The 317-nt window shown below is 76.0% G+C and carries 1 pseudogene; it reads left to right on the forward strand.

What is annotated here, in order from left to right:
* Positions 1–127: pseudogene (locus tag JHD82_RS29355) on the forward strand (xanthine dehydrogenase family protein subunit M); the annotation flags it as partial.
* Positions 128–317 lie beyond the last annotated feature (190 nt).

Consider the following 317-nt stretch of genomic DNA (forward strand, 5'->3'; position numbering starts at 1 on the left):
CCTGCCGCCGCCGTTGGGCGGCACGCACATCTATCACAAGGTACGCGACCGGGCTTCCTATGCGTTTGCGCTGGTGTCGGTGGCCGCCATCGTGCAGCGCGACGGCAGCGGGCGCGTGGCACTGGGCCTGTCTCTTATACACATCTGACGCTGCCGACGAAATGCGAACAGTGTAGATCTCGGTGGTCGGCGGATCATTAAAGAGGGGGGGGGGGGGGGGGGGGGGGGGGGGGGGGGGGGGGGGGGGGGGGGGGGGGGGGGGGGGGGGGGGGGGGGGGGGGGGGGGGGGGGGGGGGGGGGGGGGGGGGGGGGGGGGG

It is taken from the genome of Delftia sp. ASV31, from assembly GCF_016428765.1.
Lineage (GTDB): Bacteria > Pseudomonadota > Gammaproteobacteria > Burkholderiales > Burkholderiaceae_C > Comamonas > Comamonas acidovorans.